The sequence below is a fragment of the Marivirga harenae genome (assembly GCF_030534335.1).
GTDB classification, from domain to species: domain Bacteria; phylum Bacteroidota; class Bacteroidia; order Cytophagales; family Cyclobacteriaceae; genus Marivirga; species Marivirga harenae.
On record NZ_CP130565.1, the window covers coordinates 963,364 to 980,277 of the forward strand.

12 protein-coding genes and 1 tRNA gene are annotated in these 16,914 nt (G+C 36.2%); 7 read left to right on the plus strand and 6 right to left on the minus strand.

What is annotated here, in order from left to right; all coding sequences use genetic code 11:
- Positions 1-11: 11 nt before the first annotated feature.
- From Q3Y49_RS04090 to Q3Y49_RS04110, 5 genes are all read right to left on the minus strand, one after another.
- A complete protein-coding gene (locus tag Q3Y49_RS04090) occupies positions 12-2,477 on the minus strand; it encodes an FtsK/SpoIIIE family DNA translocase (RefSeq protein WP_303270968.1) in 2,466 nt (821 codons plus the stop codon).
- A gap of 444 nt (positions 2,478-2,921) precedes the next feature.
- Positions 2,922-3,290 carry an endonuclease domain-containing protein gene (locus Q3Y49_RS04095; protein ID WP_303270969.1) on the minus strand — a complete coding sequence of 123 codons (369 nt, stop codon included), beginning with the start codon at positions 3,288-3,290 and terminating at the stop codon, positions 2,922-2,924.
- Positions 3,291-3,728: 438 nt separating this feature from the next.
- Positions 3,729-3,804 (minus strand) — tRNA-His (locus Q3Y49_RS04100).
- Positions 3,805-3,921: 117 nt separating this feature from the next.
- Positions 3,922-4,395, minus strand: a complete 474-nt coding sequence (locus Q3Y49_RS04105) for a regulatory protein RecX (RefSeq protein ID WP_303270970.1) — start codon at positions 4,393-4,395, stop codon at positions 3,922-3,924.
- Positions 4,396-4,478: 83 nt separating this feature from the next.
- Complete coding sequence (locus tag Q3Y49_RS04110) at positions 4,479-5,627, minus strand: aminotransferase class V-fold PLP-dependent enzyme (RefSeq protein WP_303270971.1); 1,149 nt, start codon at positions 5,625-5,627, stop codon at positions 4,479-4,481.
- Positions 5,628-5,793: 166 nt separating this feature from the next.
- Here Q3Y49_RS04110 and Q3Y49_RS04115 point away from each other — a divergent pair, with 166 nt between their 5' ends.
- Positions 5,794-7,221 (plus strand): hypothetical protein, encoded by a 1,428-nt coding sequence (locus Q3Y49_RS04115; RefSeq protein ID WP_303270972.1) that lies wholly within the window; start codon positions 5,794-5,796, stop codon positions 7,219-7,221.
- 128 nt (positions 7,222-7,349) lie between these two features.
- Entirely contained in the window at positions 7,350-7,721 is a 372-nt protein-coding gene (locus Q3Y49_RS04120) for a nuclear transport factor 2 family protein (protein WP_303270973.1), read from the plus strand.
- 3 nt (positions 7,722-7,724) lie between these two features.
- Here Q3Y49_RS04120 and Q3Y49_RS04125 read toward each other — a convergent pair whose 3' ends face one another.
- Positions 7,725-9,353: a carbon starvation CstA family protein gene (locus Q3Y49_RS04125; protein ID WP_303270974.1), complete on the minus strand. Its 1,629-nt coding sequence runs from the start codon at positions 9,351-9,353 to the stop codon at positions 7,725-7,727.
- Positions 9,354-9,466: 113 nt separating this feature from the next.
- Here Q3Y49_RS04125 and guaB point away from each other — a divergent pair, with 113 nt between their 5' ends.
- From guaB to Q3Y49_RS04150, 5 genes are all read left to right on the plus strand, one after another.
- On the plus strand, positions 9,467-10,939 hold the full coding sequence (gene guaB, locus Q3Y49_RS04130; protein WP_303270975.1) for an IMP dehydrogenase: 1,473 nt from the start codon (positions 9,467-9,469) through the stop codon (positions 10,937-10,939).
- A gap of 133 nt (positions 10,940-11,072) precedes the next feature.
- Complete coding sequence (locus Q3Y49_RS04135) at positions 11,073-11,486, plus strand: nuclear transport factor 2 family protein (protein ID WP_303270976.1); 414 nt, start codon at positions 11,073-11,075, stop codon at positions 11,484-11,486.
- 398 nt (positions 11,487-11,884) lie between these two features.
- Positions 11,885-13,927, plus strand: a complete 2,043-nt coding sequence (locus Q3Y49_RS04140) for a M3 family metallopeptidase (protein ID WP_303270977.1) — start codon at positions 11,885-11,887, stop codon at positions 13,925-13,927.
- A gap of 289 nt (positions 13,928-14,216) precedes the next feature.
- Positions 14,217-16,169: a tetratricopeptide repeat-containing sensor histidine kinase gene (locus Q3Y49_RS04145; RefSeq protein ID WP_303270978.1), complete on the plus strand. Its 1,953-nt coding sequence runs from the start codon at positions 14,217-14,219 to the stop codon at positions 16,167-16,169.
- The gene (locus Q3Y49_RS04150) at positions 16,170-16,913 is read left to right on the plus strand and encodes a LytR/AlgR family response regulator transcription factor (RefSeq protein ID WP_303270979.1); all 744 of its coding nucleotides are present in this window, start codon (positions 16,170-16,172) and stop codon (positions 16,911-16,913) included.
- Position 16,914 lies beyond the last annotated feature (1 nt).

A 16,914-nucleotide genomic window follows, 5' to 3' on the forward strand; every position in this document is an offset into this window, starting at 1 on the left:
TTTTCTGTTTCTTAATGATTGTTATCGATATTGTTCAATAATTGTTCCAAACTATATTCATCTGGAATCAACACTTCTCTTGCCTTGCTACCTTCGAAGGCCCCTACAATACCAGCAGCCTCCAATTGATCTATCAATCTTCCTGCTCTGTTATATCCTAGCTTTAGTTTTCTCTGTATCAATGAGGTACTTCCCTGCTGATGCAAAACAATTAGTTTTGCTGCCTCATCGAATAAGGCATCCCTTTCAGATAAATCAACCTCTCCTACTTTACTTTCGTCATCATCTCCGGCAAATTCGGGTAATTGATATGCTTGCTCATAACCTCTTTGATTACCAATATACTCTACTACCTCATCAATTTCAGGAGTATCAATAAATGGACATTGTAAACGAATCAAATCCGATCCTTGGGAAAGCAACATATCCCCCATTCCAACTAATTGTTCTGATCCCCCTGTATCCAAAATGGTTCTTGAATCAATTTTGGAAGTTACCCTAAAAGATAGTCGAGCTGGGAAATTAGCTTTAATGATTCCTGTAATTACATTTACTGACGGCCTCTGAGTAGCTATTATCAAATGGATTCCAATTGCTCGAGCCAGCTGCGCCAATCTTGCAATAGGGGTTTCCACCTCTTTTCCAGCTGTCATCATCAAATCAGCCAACTCATCTATAACTAGAACTATGTAAGGTAAAAATCTATGCCCTTTTTCGGGATTCAATTTTCTGCTCACAAATTTAGTATTATACTCCTTTAAATTTCTGCAACCTGCATCTTTCAGTAAATCATATCTCCTATCCATCTCTACACAAAGAGAATTCAAGGTATTTACAACTTTTTTAGTATCGGTTATAATGGGTTCCTCTGTTCCCGGTAAGGTCGCAAGAAAGTGCCTTTCCAATTTATTAAAAAGTGTCAATTCCACCTTTTTTGGATCCACCAAAACAAATTTCAATTGCGAAGGATGTTTCTTATAAATCAGAGACGCCAACATAACATTTAGTCCGACTGATTTACCTTGACCTGTTGCTCCCGCCATCAACAAATGTGGCATTTTGGCTAGATCAGCAATAAAAACATCATTGCTGATGGTCTTACCCAAAATAATAGGTAATTCTTTATCACTTTTAAGAAATTTATCAGTTGCCAATACCGATTTCATGCTGACCATTTCTCGGTTCTTATTAGGTACCTCTATACCAATGGTTCCTTTGCCAGGAATTGGGGCAATTATCCTTATTCCCAAAGCCGCTAAGCTAAGCGCGATATCGTCTTCTAGATTCTTAATTTTAGAAATTTTTACCCCAGCCTCCGGGATAATCTCGTAAAGCGTGACAGTGGGTCCAATAGTTGCCTTAATACTTTGGATCTTAATTTTGAAATTAGTCAAGGTTTCCAAAATTTTGTCCTTATTCGCTTCCAGTTCTTCCTGAGTGACTTTTACTTTCCCTGAGTCATGATCTGCCAATAAGTCTAAAGTAGGATATTTATAAGACGACAAATCTAAAGTAGGGTCATAATTCTCAACCCTTTTACCCAATTTTTCATCAAAGGATGATTCCTCCACTTCCATTTCCTGCTTTGCCTCTTCCTGAGGGGGTTCTTCTTGCATTACTTTATTTTCAAGGGTATTCTCCACCTCCATAGTGAGCTCCTCCTGAGGAGTTGCTTTTTTAGGTTTTTGCTCAGTTACGGTCCAGCTGCTAGCATCATCAAAGGATTCTTCACTTACTTCTTCCTCAGTTTCTTCCTCCCTTGTAACTACTTCTTCCTTTTTTTCAGTTGATGTTTCTTCAGAAAAGCTCACTTCCTCATCCTTCACTTGACCTATTTCATCAATTTTGGACTGGAATGAAAGTAGAGAAGTCACATCAAAATAAAAGACTATGAATATTAATAATGAAAGTATTAAAACTAGGTAAGTACCCCAGCCAAAAAGACTATTGAAAAGCACGGCAAGTTCATATCCAATACCTCCACACAAGAAGGAGAATGCGGAGATTTTGCCAGATTCAAATACCATAAAACCCAATAGCAAGCTGAACCAGAATAGGAAAAACAGCATGAAGGTAAAAGCACTTTTAATAGAAAAAATTACTTTATTGAAAGTAATACGGTAACCAGTCAGAAATAAAAAAGGTGGAATTAGAAAAGCGGCTAGTCCAAACCACTTGAAAATGAAGTAATAGGCAGACTGGGCGCCCAAAAGACCTAACCAGTTGTCCATTTCAGCACCTGAAGCTTTTACTCCTGTATCCGAAACGGACTGTAATACACTCATATCAGCCTTACCTGTAAACAAATAGGACACGAAGGCGGTAAATAAAAAAATAGAGGCTGTCAAAAGAAAGAAGCCAAAAGCGAGATGTAGCCTCCTGTCCTTCAAGAATCCAAATTCGAAATTTAGCTTTCTTGATTTCTTTTCTTCAGTTCCCTTTTTAAAAGTATTAGATTTATAAGTGTTCTTTGCCATAAATAATGCTTCCTAAGCATATGTAAAAATGCATAAATTCAATTTAAGCGCAAAATACAAATCTTCAATTAGAAATTTGTTTTCGGAAAGGAATAACTGAAATAATGGGTGATTATTATTTTGGCCTAATATTTCTAATACAACCGTCCTGCCCTAAGAACACCCCAGTTCTTAATACAACCACCCCACCCTACGGCACCCCTCCTTGCTTAAGGAGGGGTGCGGGGACTGTACCTCTAAAAAACTTTGTAGTTTTAATTAAATTTTTAATACCTACTCTACATAATTGAAAATACTGTTGTTTCTTATAGTAGAAAGTTAAATCTAGCACAGGCTAAATTCTCCCCTGTTTTAGAGGAGATGTCCGCAGGACAGAGGGGTCTTTCTCCTGTTTTAGGAGACTTCCGGTAGTTATCGTTAAGGACCATAGAATTATTTTGATGCTTATTCTTCCTTAAAATTACTCATAATATCCTCCAACACATTTTCAATTGATTCAAAAACTATTTTATTTTCAAATCTAACTACCGTAATTCCGATGGTATTTAAGTATTCCGTCCTTTTCTTATCATATTCAAAACCTGCAGAAGTAAAATGGTTGGCACCATCCAATTCAATACATAGTTTTTCTGCAGGGCAATAAAAATCTAAAATATAATTCCCAACACTAAACTGTCTTCTAAATTTTCTACTTTTTAATTGTTTACCTTTTAAGTAATTCCATAAAAAAGCTTCTGCAGAGGTTCCGTTATTCCTTAGCCTTTTTCTATTTTCTTTTAATTCAGGTCTATTGTTGATTTGGTAGTTTTTCACGAGCAATTAACGGTTGAAAGTTGTAGCTACTATAATCTAAGTAAAAGTTTGAAGATTAATTTTGCAAGTTTTTTTTGAAACCAACCAGACTTGTGGCCAACCCACTTCTTCATACAACCACCCCGTCCTTCGGACACCCCTCCTTTTTTAAGGAGGGGAACGGGTGAGTGCTTCTAGCTAATTTTGTAAATATAATTTGACCTAACAACCCCTGACAGACATTTTAAAATAATGTTATTTTTATAGCGGAATGTTAATGTTTAACACAAGCCCATTGCTCCTCTGTTATAGGGGGGCTGTACGCAGAACTGAGGGGTATCTCCCTCGTTTTAAGAGAGCTTCCGCCAATTGACGGATGTAAGCAATAAATAAACTGAAGTTTTCTTTAATTTTTTCAAAAAAAAGCCCAAATCAATTAAGATTTGAGCTTTTTTTAATGGGTGGAAGATGGGGCTCGAACCCACGACCCTCGGTACCACAAACCGATACTCTAACCAGCTGAGCTACATCCACCATTTGAGCTCACAAAGGTAAGAAGGAATTATGAATTCATAAAAATATCTGATAAAAATTATTACAATCTTGCTGATAATAATTCTTCAACTCATAAGTTTTGGCATTTGAAACTTGTCTAAGCTTTCAAATTATCGATTTCACTCCAAACTAAATCTGATTCAAAGCCTTTCTGTAATAAATAACGAACTACCTTTTGCTTTTTTATGTATTGATTGGAATCCTTGATAGTCTGCCATTTTTTCTCTAACAGCTTAATAATTGTATCTTGGTATTCCTCTACATCAATCTCCTTCATTCCCACTGTTATACAGTATTCTGATATTTTTTTTTGTTCCAACCCCTGCTTTATCTTAATTCTACCCCACTTTTTTAACCTAAAATGGCCTCGAACGTAGCTTTGTGCAAAACGCTCCTCATTGATAAAATCTTCAGAAATCAACCAAGCGATTACCTCTTCCACTTCATCTCCATACAAACCCCAGTCGTAAAGCTTGTCTCGAACCTGTTGTTGGGTACGATCTTGAGTGGCACAGTATCTTGCACCCCTAGACTTTCCTTCTTTAATAGTATAAATGAGTTGTTTTGCCATAAAATTACTTTCTCTTACAATTTAAATGCATTTTCGTACACTGTGCAAATCACTTAATGATCAAAAGATTGCAAAAAGTAAAATTAGAAATGCCTATCAAGAACTTCCAATGTGGCGACTATATCTTTTGAATTATTGTAAAGGTAAGGTGATATCCTTATAGACCTACCCCTGGCAGACAGGTGAATTTTATTTGCTTTAAAATCATCCAAAAGTAAAGTAGAATTTACTTTGTCTGGGAGAAATAATCCGTACAAATGAGCACTGACCATATGATCATCGTCTTTTTCAATCCTCTTAGTTTCCAAATAGCTCCTAAAGGGTTTCATCAATTCAAAGCAATAATTTTGAATGTTTTCAGTACCCCAAATCAGAATCTGTTCCAAAGCGGATTTTATCATCGGCAAAGCAATGAAATTACTAAATTCACCAACATTGTAACGCATGGCACCTTGAGCAAATTTTTCAGGATAGGAGGTAAGCTTACTGAAATCATGCCCATCTTTTCTAGTCATCCATGAATATTCAATAGGTTTACCTTCATCAAATTTATCACTGTAGAAAGCCAGTCCAGTGGAATATGGTCCCAGAAGCCATTTATAGGCAGCACATACTAAGGCATCAATCTTAAACTTCTTTACGTCAATTGGCAAAGCCCCGACAGATTGAGTTCCATCTACAATAAAATAAGTATTTGTAGCACTACATTTTTCACCTATAGCTTCTAGATCAAATTTCAAACCTTCCATCCAATGAATGGAGGACATCACCACAACTGCAGTATCTTCATTAATGCTATTGACAATTTTTTCGGTCCAAGCTTGAGTTCTTCCGCTTATAAATTCAGGGGGTGAAATGACTCTCAAATCCGCATCATTCTCAGTGCAAAATTTTCTCAACGTCAAGTGGTCACTTGGAAATTCTTCCTTTACTGTTATGGCATGTTGACCTTTTTTAATAGGCACATTCCGAACAGCATTCATCAAGCCATAAGAAGCAGAAGGAATGATTGTAATTTGCTTGGCAGGAGCGTTAATCAATTTGCCAAATAAGGACTTTACCTCTTCCGCTGGATCAAAAAAATCTTCCTCCTTTATCGAGGTAGGGTTAGTCTTTCGCTTTACTCCTTCAATACCTGCTTTTTCAACTGCTTTCAAATTAGGAGACATATAGGCTCCATTCAGGTAGTGGATATCACCTGGAAGATCAAAAAGGTGTTTTTGGTTTTGCATATTGAAATTTAGGGAAATAACCAGAAATTCTCCAATACAGCATCATCTAATTGTGAATAGAAAATTTAGAATATTTTCAACAAATGCTACATCTAAAAAAATACGATATAATATAATAACTAGATTTTTTTTAATTATATTTATAAGGAACTAAATAAAAAATGATATGAAAACGCTATCAACCGTAGTATTTTTGGGCGCAATCTTTCTATGCAGTTGCAGTCCTGAAAAAGAAAATTTAAAAGGAGAAGAAGTTGGCAAGGTTCACTTTAATCTGTCACTAAGCAATGAAAACGGTCAGGCTCGAGAAGTATTAGCTATACCTGCAGGGTCATATGTACAAATTAGTATTGAGACAGTGAATGGTGAAAATATTCTTGAAGATGAAACCCTTGAAATCTTATCCTTTAACGGAAATTTTGTTAGTAAACCACTGCAATTAAACACTGGAGAATACAACTTGACAAAATTTTTATTAATCAGTCCAGATAATGAAGTACTATATGCGACTCCAATATCTGGCTCTACTAAGGCGGATTTGGTCAAAAATCCACTACCCCTTAATTTTGAAGTAGATGGTGCAAATTCCACTCAATTAAAAATAGAAGTGATAAACGTTTCGATGTTAAATCCTCGAGATATCGGTTACATTTCTTTCCCTTTCACAGTCACTGACTTCTTTTTCCTCAGTGTTTTTAAGCTAAGTGAAAAAGGAAGCGAATTAACCCATGCAAAAGGATTGATTATTCAAAATGAGGACACCATCAAGCGCTTTACCGTAAAACCAGAAATTAATTCCGTAGGTATTTCAAATATAGGTGACGAGGAGTTTAGCTTGGTGCTAATAAAAAAAGGTTTCGCAATGTATAGCGAAACATTTACTATAGAAAGTCTATTTGATAAATATGAAAATGGACTAATCAATATACATTTAGACCCTGCTCTCACATTCATTGCATTACCACAGTTGTTGTATAGTGCTAATTTTGAATTTAGCTTAAGCTATGTAGGAGAAATTACTATTGATTGGGGAGATGGTCATACTGAAACAAGAATTTCCACTGACTATTCGGAAAATTTTAGTCACAACTTTGGAAGTAATTGGGAATATTTTGTCAGTGTCTCAGGCGATGTTGATAAAATTACAGACTTTTATTCCTACTATGGTCAAGGACCGATCAAAGAAATCAACTTATTTAATTTACCTAATTTAGAAAGCTTTCGGAACGGATTCAATGGAGAAGGTATGAGTCCAGAGATTTTGGATTTCTCACACAACCCAAATCTTACCTTTATAAATATTTCCGCAAGTGCGTCATTGCAGAAAATTATTTTGAAAGATAATAATGCTGTCGAATTCTTACTATTAAGTTACGGCAATCAAATATCGACTTCAAGCTTAGAAGAAATAATTAATCCTATTTACAATTCGGTAATTGCCAGCGGTAGAATGAATGGGGGAATCAGCTTAGAAAACTTTCCTGATGATCCCGAGCCTACAGTTGGGCCCCCATCTGCCGATACTTGGCAGAAACTATCTGTCTTAGAAAATGACTTTAACTGGTCAATCAGTACTGTTTTTGAATATGAATAATTTTTAGCCTGCCCGTAAATGGGCAGGTTTTTTGCTTTCCCCAGCTTGGCTTTAAGCGGAAATATTTATATTGTAGTTGTAAGAATAGTTCAGCCTACAATTATTGAGAAACTTAACAGTTATTTTAGATGACCGCTGAAAAAAAAATAGCAATTTCCTTCTTAGAAATGGTTGCCTCTGCACAAATTGAAGAGGCTTTTAAAGTTTATGTGGCAGAAGATTTCAAGCATCACAATCCCTACTTTAAAGGAGATGCAAAATCATTGAAAGATGCCATGTTAGAAGATGCGCAAAACAATCCTGAGAAAGAACTTAAGATTTTGCGTTCTTTAGCTGATGAAGAATTTATAGCAATTCACTCACACGTAAAGCAAAACCCTGCCGATTTAGGATTTGTATTTGTACATTTTTTCAAATTCAAAGATCAAAAAATCATTGAACTTTGGGATGTTGGTCAAGAAATACCAGATGAAATCACAAATGAAAACGGGATGCTTTAAATGCTAAGCTTTTAAAGCCTCATCTTCTGTCTTTAAACATCGTTTTGCTAAAACCAACAAGACAATTGCCAAAACAAATAACAAGCCTGAAATAATAGATATGCTGTAAATCCCATTTTCAAAATTCTGAAAAGCCAGCACAAATAGAGAACTTAGCGTTACTACGAACATAAAAAACATTGGGATCAATAAAAACCCCGCTTTCTTTCCTGATTTTATCAACCATACGGAAACGGCTAATAATGCAAGTGCCGCCAACAGTTGATTAGCTGAACCGAAAATTGGCCAAAGCGTAGTAAATTCTCCTGAAAGTAAAAAAATGGAGGAAAGTATTACGACTACAAAAGTGGATAAAAATCTATTTTGAGTAATTCGATGAACATTTTTGCTTTCAGTTTCCTCAAAGAATTCCTGAAAGGTGAATCTTGCTAAACGGGTGCAAGTATCTAAAGTAGTTAGTGCAAAAGCAGAAATAGTAAGCGCTACAAAATTTACTGCTAAACCTTCTTCTATTCCCAATGAAGATATCACATAGCCCATTCCATCTGCGAACATATTTACCGGCCCATCTATTGCTAAACTGCTAGCATAATCAGTTCGGCTGATCACCATCACAGCACAAACTGAAATAATGGCCAAAAATGATTCAATCAACATCCCTCCATATCCAACCACTTTGGCATCAGTTTCTCTGTTGAGCTGTTTTGAAGTGGTCCCTGATGCTACCAAGGAATGGAATCCACTTATAGCACCACAAGCTACAGTAATAAAAAGAACGGGAAATAAATAACCAATATCCTCACTCTTGAAGATAATATTACTATCCATTTTCACTTCTGGATTGGCAACAAAAACGCCCACCAAGGCCAGGAGAATTAAACCATAAAGCAAAAAACTGCTTAAATAATCTCTAGGCTGAAGCAAAACAGACATGGGCGTAACTGAGGCCACAAAAGCATATGCTAATAAAAGAACAACCCAAAAAATATAATTGAGCTCAAATGGAATGCTATTTCCAAGGACCACGAAATAATACATCAAAATCACCCCAACAATTGAAAGCCATGCAAAAGCATATTTTTTCTGAGCTAATTTTCGATTGAAAAATCCGAAAGCCAGTGCTAGTATAATAAAAAATGTAGAAGTGGAGGCCACCCCCGGATTTTTAACAAAAGTCTTGGCAATAATATCTGCAAAAACAGCAATAATGAGAATTAAGGTCGAGAAACTAAAAATTAAAAAAAGCCGTTTTCCGCTCCGTCCAATATATTGATGAATAATAACCCCTATGGACTTTCCTTTATGTCTTAATGAAGCCACCATACTTCCCACATCATGAACTGCACCTATGAAAATACCCCCTACTAAAATCCATATCACTGCCGGAATCCAGCCAAAAGTAACTGCTATTATGGGGCCAACAATGGGGCCAGCACCTGCAATAGAGGCAAAATGGTGCCCCAAGACTACCAATTTATTAGAAGGGACATAATCCACTCCATCCTTTTGGGTATGGGCTGGCGTTTCATGATCATTTTTAATATCAAATTTTTTACTGATAAATCGGCCATAGGTGAAATAAGCGCTGATTAAAACAATGGCAGATAAAATCAACAGTAATGGTAGACTCATATATAGATATTATTTATGGACTCTTAATAAAATAATATTAATAACTAATTTCCGATAATGAAAGTATCTTCGTACTTTTGCCCTGCAAATAATCACAGCTAATTATTTGCATTATGAGCTTAGACACATCCAAATTCGTTTACGAAGCTTTAACCTACGATGACGTATTACTGCTTCCAGGATATTCAGAAGTATTACCAAGAGAAACTGACACTTCCTCAAAATTAACAAGAAATATAACTTTAAATATTCCTTTGATTTCCTCTGCTATGGACACCGTAACAGAGCATCATTTGGCCATTGCTATGGCGCTTGAAGGCGGCATGGGATTTATCCATAAAAATATGTCTATCGAGCAGCATGCGATGGAAGTCAGGAAAGTAAAGCGTTCACAAAGTGGAATGATCTTAGATCCAATCACTTTGCATATCAATAGCACAGTGGGCGATGCTTTGAAAATCATGAGGGAAAATAAGATCGGTGGTATTCCAGTTGTAGATTCCAACAAAAAATTGTTAGGAATTGTAACTAATCGAGATTTAAGATTTCAGAAAGACAATAAAGTTTCGGTTGAGAAAGTGATGACAAGTGAGAAATTAATTACCGCTGAAGAAGGTATTAATTTGGAGGGAGCTGAAGAAGTCTTACAAGAATATAAAATTGAAAAACTACCGATTATTAATAAATCAGGAACTTTGATGGGTTTGATTACCTACAAAGATATTTTGAAGAAAAAAGATAAACCTAACGCTTGCAAGGATGAATTTGGACGATTAAGGGTTGGCGCTGCTGTTGGAGTAACTGGCGATATCGATGAGAGAATCGATGCCTTAGTTAAAGCAGGTGTAGATGTTGTGACTATCGACACAGCGCACGGTCATAGCAAGGGAGTAATTGATACCGCAGCTCGTATAAAGAAGGCTTACCCTGATTTAGAACTAATTGTTGGAAATATTGCTACCCCAGAAGCGGCCAAAGCATTGGTAGATGCAGGCGCAGATGCCGTAAAAGTAGGGGTTGGTCCAGGCAGTATTTGTACGACAAGAGTGGTGGCCGGAGTGGGAGCTCCACAGTTATCCGCAGTTTATGAGACTTATAAAGCTATAAAAGATACAGGCGTTCCGATTATTGCGGATGGCGGTATTCGTTTTTCAGGGGATGTGGTAAAGGCTTTAGCTGGCGGTGCTGATAGTGTAATGATAGGTTCTCTTTTAGCGGGAACAGAAGAAGCTCCTGGCGAAATGATTTTATTTGAAGGACGGAAATTCAAATCTTACCGTGGCATGGGTTCTGTGGAAGCCATGAATATGGGAAGTAAAGATCGTTACTTCCAAGATGCAGAAGATGATATTAAAAAATTAGTGCCGGAAGGAATTTCTGGTAGAGTGCCATTCAAGGGCTTGGTTTCTGAAGTACTACACCAAATGATTGGAGGACTAAAAGCTGGTATGGGATATTGCGGAGCAGCAAACCTCGCGCAATTAAAAGAAGCTAAATTTGTTAAAATCACTGCAGCAGGAGTAGCCGAAAGTCATCCGCATGATGTACATATCACTAGAGAAGCTCCGAATTATAGTAGGAAGTAGATTCAAAATTTTAAGTCAAATGATTTAGGAAATATTGCAATAGCGTTAGGCGACTGACGCTATTTCTTTTTGTAGTGTTTTTAGTAAACTATTTTTTTGGTTAAATTTCCAAGACAGCGACCTACCTAAGATCATGAACACTACAACCCTTGAAAAATTTAAGCATTACTTCTCTCCAATAGATTTTAATAACATTTCTATACTGGAAGAGATTTATTCTGAAGATATAGTTTTCAAAGATCCTATTCACGAAATAGATGGAATTGAAAATCTCAAAGCATACTTTCAAAAGTTAAATGAAAATCTGATAGAAGGTACTTTCCATTTTACAGATGAATCAATTATGGGTAATAAAGCCTATCTATCTTGGGAAATGAATTTAAAATTAAAAAGACCAAAAAAGAATGTAAAAGCATCCGGAATTTCGGTTCTGATCTTCGAAAATGAAATAATCAGCCAGAGAGACTATTTTGATGCAGGCGAACTGTTCTATGAAAACATTCCTATTTTGGGAAGTATAATCCGATCCATAAAAAAGAAATTATAGCCCCCTTTTAATTTCCCCCAACGGGGCAAAACGCACAGAATAACTTTAGCTTTTTAATTTGATAATGATACTTTTACCAATAAGTTGAAAAAGAACTAACACGACCAATTCCGAGGAACTCGGAAAAGCGGGTGGGACGAAAGTTTAGCGGGCCTGCTTGTGCAGACAAGCCAGCGAGGCCATGAGGGCAGAAGCATTAAACTTTCTTGATTTGTTCTATCCTTTTTTCTTGATAAAAAAGATTAAAAAGAAAACTCAAGGCATAAATGGTAATCATAAACCACCCAGGAATATCAGAAGGAAATGGCTTTTTTTACTTTTTATTAATCTATCCATTCCCCAATTCCGTACTAAACAACTTAAGTTTGCATTCGAAATTCTAACAAGAAAATATATTTATGGATAATCCATTATTAAAAGAATTTAACACCCCATTTCAAACCCCTCCATTTGACCATATAAAATCAGAGCATTTTATGCCGGCTATAAAGGGCGCTATTACAGAGGCTAAACAAGAAATTAAAAACATTACCTCGCAGTCTGAGACGCCCACTTTTGAAAATACACTAGAGGCGATGGAATTTGCTGGTGAAAAATTAAGTTCGGTTTCCTCTATTTTATTTAACCTAAATAGTGCCGAAACCAATGAGAAAATTCAAGAAGTAACGAGAGAAGCCTCTCCCATTCTTTCGGAATTTGGAAATGACATTTGGCAAAACGCTGATTTATTTGAGCGAGTAAAAGTGGTTTACAATCAGAAAAACCAACTGGAGCTAGATCATGAGCAGAAAATGCTACTGGATAAAACATATAAAGCCTTTATCAGAAACGGTGCGGATTTGAATGAAAAAGATAAAGCGCGTTTTAAGGACATCACCAAAAAGCTTTCCCAACTCAGTCTCACATTTGGGGAAAACGTATTGGCGGAAACCAATGATTATGAATTGGTCATTTCGGATGAAAAGGATTTAGGTGGATTACCTGATTCTGCTAAAAAACAAGCCAAAAATACTGCAAGAGCTAAAGGTAAAGAAGGAAAATGGGTGTTTACTTTACAAGCTCCAAGCTTTGTTCCTTTTATGGAAAATGCAGACAATCGTGCTTTAAGAAAGGAGCTTTATAAAGCCTTTATGTCTAAGGCCAACAAAAACGATGAGTATGATAATAAAACCATCATCAAAGAAATTGTCAACCTAAGAAGTGAAAAAACATCCCTTTTAGGTTATGATACTTATGCAGATTATGTACTTGAAGAACGAATGGCTGAAAGCAAAGACAACGTCCAGCAGTTTTTAAGTGACCTATTAAAGCAATCTTTGCCTAAGGCACAAGAAGAAGTGGCCGAAATAGAGTCCTTTGTTAAAGAATTAGGAGAAGATATTGACCTCCAGCGTTGGGATTGGGCTTATTATTCTGAAAAGTTGAAAAAGAAGAAATATGCGATAGACGATGAATTGCTTCGACCTTATTTCAAACTAGAAAATGTTTTAGATGGCGTATTTCAATCCGCGGAGAAATTATATGATATCCGCTTTAAAGAAGTTAAGAGTATTCCGGTCTATCATGAGGACGTCACCACTTATGAAGTGAGCAATTTGGCTGGTGAACAAGTGGCTATTTTCTATGCTGATTTTCACCCAAGAGAAGGCAAAAGAGGAGGCGCTTGGATGACGACTTATAGGGATCAATACAGAAAAAACGGAGAAGAATTCAGACCGTTAGTTTCCAATGTTTGTAATTTTACTCCTTCCACTCCAGACAATCCGAGTTTATTGACTTTCAACGAAGTCACCACTCTTTTCCATGAATTTGGTCATGCCTTACATGCCATGTTAGGTAATGGCCGATATGGAAGCCTAACAGGAGCAAATGTGTATTGGGATTTTGTGGAGTTACCTTCACAGATATTTGAAAACTGGTGTTATGAGAAAGAATGCCTCGATTTATTTGCTAAGCATTATGAAACAGGAGAGAAAATCCCGCAAGACTATGTAGATAAAATAAAGGCCAGCAGTACTTATCATGAAGCCTATGCCACTGTTAGGCAAGTGAGCTTAGCGCTTTTGGATATGGCTTATTTCACATTGGAAAGAGAAGAAGCAAAGGACATTAAAGATGTCGAAGAATTTGAAGAAAAAGCCATGGCACCTACCAAGTTATTTCCGAGTGTGGAAGGGACATTAATGAGCACCCAGTTCGGACATATATTTTCTGGTGGGTATGCATCTGGTTATTACAGCTACAAATGGGCGGAAGTCTTGGATGCCGATGCTTTCTCCTTATTCAAAGAAAAAGGCATATTCAACAAGGAAGTCTCTCAATCCTTTAAAGACAATATTCTTTCAAAAGGAGGCAGCGAACACCCAATGGAATTATACAAAAGATTCAGAGGCAGAGAGCCCAAAATTGAGGCTTTGCTACAGCGTGCTGGATTGAAATAATTGTAAGGACCCACGACACATAATTCAGTTTTTAACCTTATTAAAATGCTGACATAGCATCAGGATTTTTCTTGGTGCTATTTTTTTTGTTTTAAATAGTCTATAAAACTTAGTTCAAATTCCTGTCTAGTGAAGCTAGTAAAAAGCATTTCCTGCAAAAAATATCCATTCTCACAACAACATTAAATACTAAAAATTATTCCTTTTTAGTGCAAATTTATTACTATTTACATGTATTTTACTTAGAATCTGTTGTATATTTAAAACTACTACAAGTTCATTTTCAGAAATGATTACGAGAGGTAATATGTTTAAAGTATTTTGTATAGTTTCATTTCTCCTTTTTGAGCTGGGCCATGGCATCAGCCAGGACCTTTCTTATGATGAAGCAGTTGCACGAAGTAGCAGATATCAACAGAAAGCGTTGTGGTTTAAAGAAATCCCTCATTTTAATAGAGATAGTACCGTTTTTTATTTAGACTCTGCTGCAGCACTTCTCCAAAATACTGAACCTTTACGTTATGATCTTTTGGCTGACCTATATCGCGATATCACGGATAGAGCAAACAGGTCTCATAATTTCAATGTAGTGGATTCGCTTGCACCAATAGGCTGGGGGTATTATGAAAAAATTCCAGAAAGTAGGAAAGACAAGATTTTGGGTTATGATTTGCTGATCAATTGGGCCTTAATAAAAATTATTAGAGGAGAGCCAAAACCTGGGCTTGAGCTTTTTGTCAAAGCCCAAAACCTATTAGAAAATGATCCACGACCTGAAATACAGCTTAAATTATTGAAAGATAAAGGTAGATTTCTATATCAATACGGTTTGCCAGAGGAGCAAGAAGAGTCTTTTCAATATATGAGAGAAAGTGTGATTGCTTACGAGAAATCCGATTATCCGGAAAAGAATGAGGCACTAATGACGATTTATAAGGTTTTAACTTATCATTATGCAGATGCCAATTCTGATTCGAGCTACTATTATATGGATCAAATTGCAGGGCTATTACCTCAAATCACTAATCCATTTTATCATACATGGCACTCTTATTCCATGGGCAGCAAGCTGATTAAAAAAGAAAAATACGAAGAGGCGAAAACCTACCTCTATAAGACTATCGAAAATTTGGAAAAATATAATCTAAAAACTATTGATCTGTATCAATTTGCGCACCTCTTGTTGGGAGAGATTGCAGAGGTGGAAGGTAATTATATTAAGGCAATTCAATACTTTGAAATAGCAAAGAATGCCTCGATTACAATTAATACCAGGGCAAATACTGCATTTTTTATTTGGAAATTATTTAATGCATACGAACTTCAAGGTGACTACAAAAAAGCACTTGAGCACTATATTGAATATTCAGAGGCAAATAATGTGATTGAGGTGGAGAGAAACCAGAGAAGCCTACGAGAAAGTGAATTACAACTAAACGTTCTTAATCAAGATAAACAGCTCGCAGCAAATCGGCAACGACAATTCATTTATATTGCCGCCTTAGTTATTGGTGCTTTATTGATCGCTTTATTATATCGCAATTTCAGATTAAAACAAAAGAGTAATAAGAAGCTAAAAGGATTGAATGAAGAGTTGGCTCATAAAAACGAGTTGCTTGATAAGCGAAATGAAGAAAATGAACTACTCCTCAAAGAAATACATCATCGAGTGAAAAATAATCTAGAGATGGTCAAAAGTCTAATTGCTTTGCAGTCTGCTCAGATTGATGACCCTGCCACGAAGGAGGCTATGATCGCTAGCCAAAATAGAGTACAATCAATGGGCATCATCCATCAAAAATTATATCAGGGAACAAATCTTGGCAGTATAGAAATGAAGGACTACTTCCTAAACCTTAGCGAAGGCATTCTGGATACCTTCAATGCAGAAGAAAAAGTAAAGATTGAATGCGCTATGGATAATTTAGAGCTGGATGTGGATACAGCAGTCCCCATCGGGCTTATTGTAAACGAGCTTTTGACCAATGCACTCAAATATGCATTTGTAAAAAAAGATCAGGGGACTATTCTCATCAGTTTAGAAAAGACTTCGGATGATAATTTAAGACTAAAAGTTGACGATAATGGTGTGGGTAAAGTAGTTGGTTTAGCCCCTAAAGGAACAGGCTTTGGCTCACAATTAGTGCAGTTATTAACTCAGCAATTGAACGGAAAGATGAAGGAGCATACCAAAGAAGGCACTCATATTGAATTTGATTTCCTTATTAAGAAAAGTGCATAAATGAGCGAAAAGCTAAAAATATTAATCGTAGAAGATGAAATGCTAATTGGAGCAAACATTTCATTACAACTAAATGAATTAGGTTACGAGGTGACTGGAATCATTCCAAGGGGTGAAGAGGCTCTGCAACAGATAGAGAAAAACACCCCAGACATCATGTTGCTGGACATTAACCTTAAAGGAGATTTAGATGGAATTGAGACTGCTTTAACCATGCAAAAAACACATGATATTCCTATTATTTACTTGACGGCCAATACAGATGATGCGCATTTCAACAGAGCAAAAGCAACGAAACCATTCGGCTTTATCTCCAAGCCTTTTAAGAAATTAGATTTGCAACGGACCATTGAACTGACTATAAACCAAATGGAGTCGAAGGTCAAAAACAATGCTGATCTAGAATCTCAAAATAATAATTCCTTCCTTTTAAGTGATTGTATTTTTGTAAGGCATTTAAATTCAATGGTAAAGGTAGATATTAAGGATATCCTCTACATTGAAGCCGAACGAAACTACTGTCGCATTTTCTCTAATAGCAAAGAGTATTTGGTAGTTATGTCACTAAAAGAAATGGATGAAAAGCTTCCAGCTAAGCATTTTTTAAGAACTCACAGGTCGTACATTATTAACCTTTCTCAAATAAAAGAAATAGGTAACACACATGTAGTCATTGGGAACAAAGCACTTCCAGTTACTAAATCACAAAAAGATGAATTGCTAAAGCGCATTCAGACAATTTAGA

Excerpts from the sequence above, each read along its gene's own strand:
- Q3Y49_RS04120 (WP_303270973.1), top strand. The coding sequence starts at position 7,350 with ATGACCGCTGAAAAAAAAATAGCAATTTCCTTCTTAGAAATGGTTGCC.
- Q3Y49_RS04135 (WP_303270976.1), top strand. The coding sequence starts at position 11,073 with ATGAACACTACAACCCTTGAAAAATTTAAGCATTACTTCTCTCCAATA.
- guaB (WP_303270975.1), top strand. The coding sequence starts at position 9,467 with ATGAGCTTAGACACATCCAAATTCGTTTACGAAGCTTTAACCTACGAT.
- Q3Y49_RS04150 (WP_303270979.1), top strand. The coding sequence starts at position 16,170 with ATGAGCGAAAAGCTAAAAATATTAATCGTAGAAGATGAAATGCTAATT.
- Q3Y49_RS04090 (WP_303270968.1), bottom strand. The coding sequence starts at position 2,477 with ATGGCAAAGAACACTTATAAATCTAATACTTTTAAAAAGGGAACTGAA.
- Q3Y49_RS04110 (WP_303270971.1), bottom strand. The coding sequence starts at position 5,627 with ATGCAAAACCAAAAACACCTTTTTGATCTTCCAGGTGATATCCACTAC.
- Q3Y49_RS04115 (WP_303270972.1), top strand. The coding sequence starts at position 5,794 with ATGAAAACGCTATCAACCGTAGTATTTTTGGGCGCAATCTTTCTATGC.
- Q3Y49_RS04145 (WP_303270978.1), top strand. The coding sequence starts at position 14,217 with ATGATTACGAGAGGTAATATGTTTAAAGTATTTTGTATAGTTTCATTT.
- Q3Y49_RS04125 (WP_303270974.1), bottom strand. The coding sequence starts at position 9,353 with ATGAGTCTACCATTACTGTTGATTTTATCTGCCATTGTTTTAATCAGC.
- Q3Y49_RS04105 (WP_303270970.1), bottom strand. The coding sequence starts at position 4,395 with ATGGCAAAACAACTCATTTATACTATTAAAGAAGGAAAGTCTAGGGGT.
- Q3Y49_RS04140 (WP_303270977.1), top strand. The coding sequence starts at position 11,885 with ATGGATAATCCATTATTAAAAGAATTTAACACCCCATTTCAAACCCCT.